This window comes from Micrococcus sp. MS-ASIII-49 (assembly GCF_000946635.1).
Classification (GTDB): domain Bacteria; phylum Actinomycetota; class Actinomycetes; order Actinomycetales; family Micrococcaceae; genus Micrococcus; species Micrococcus luteus.
The window spans coordinates 1-413 of record NZ_JXSP01000038.1 but is presented as its reverse complement, the minus strand read 5'-3'; the positions used below and the strand labels follow the sequence as shown (position 1 = coordinate 413).

The window sequence follows — 413 nt, the reverse complement described above, 5'->3', positions numbered from 1 at the left end:
GCCCGCCCGGGCCCCGGCCGCGAGCGTCGCGTCGACCAGCGCCCAGCCCGGGTCCCGTGCGGGGGTCCGCCAGGGCGGGGTCCCACCGCGGCGCGCCGCCTCCCCGGTCGGCGCAGGCGACGCCGGCACATCCCAGGCCAGCGCCTCGGCCCGGCGTCGGGCGTGGTGATGGGCGCAGCATGCGGCACCCGCCTCGCCCGGGCCCGACCCGCAGGCGGGCAGGGTGCACGCGGTCTCCCGCCAGGCCTGCTCCTCGGTCAGACCGGCCGCGACGAGGGCGGCCCAGCGGCGCAGCACGCCGACGAGCACCTCCGTCTCCTCCTCCGGCCTCGCCCGCCCGGCCCGCCAGGGCAGCAGCGCCACGGCACGCCCGGCGCGGGACCGCCGCGCCGGCCCGGTGGCCGTCGTCGGGC

General features: G+C 83.3%; 1 pseudogene. It reads right to left on the bottom strand.

From position 1 onward, the window contains the following. Positions 1-413: pseudogene (locus tag SJ20_RS02805) on the bottom strand (secretion system protein F); the annotation flags it as partial.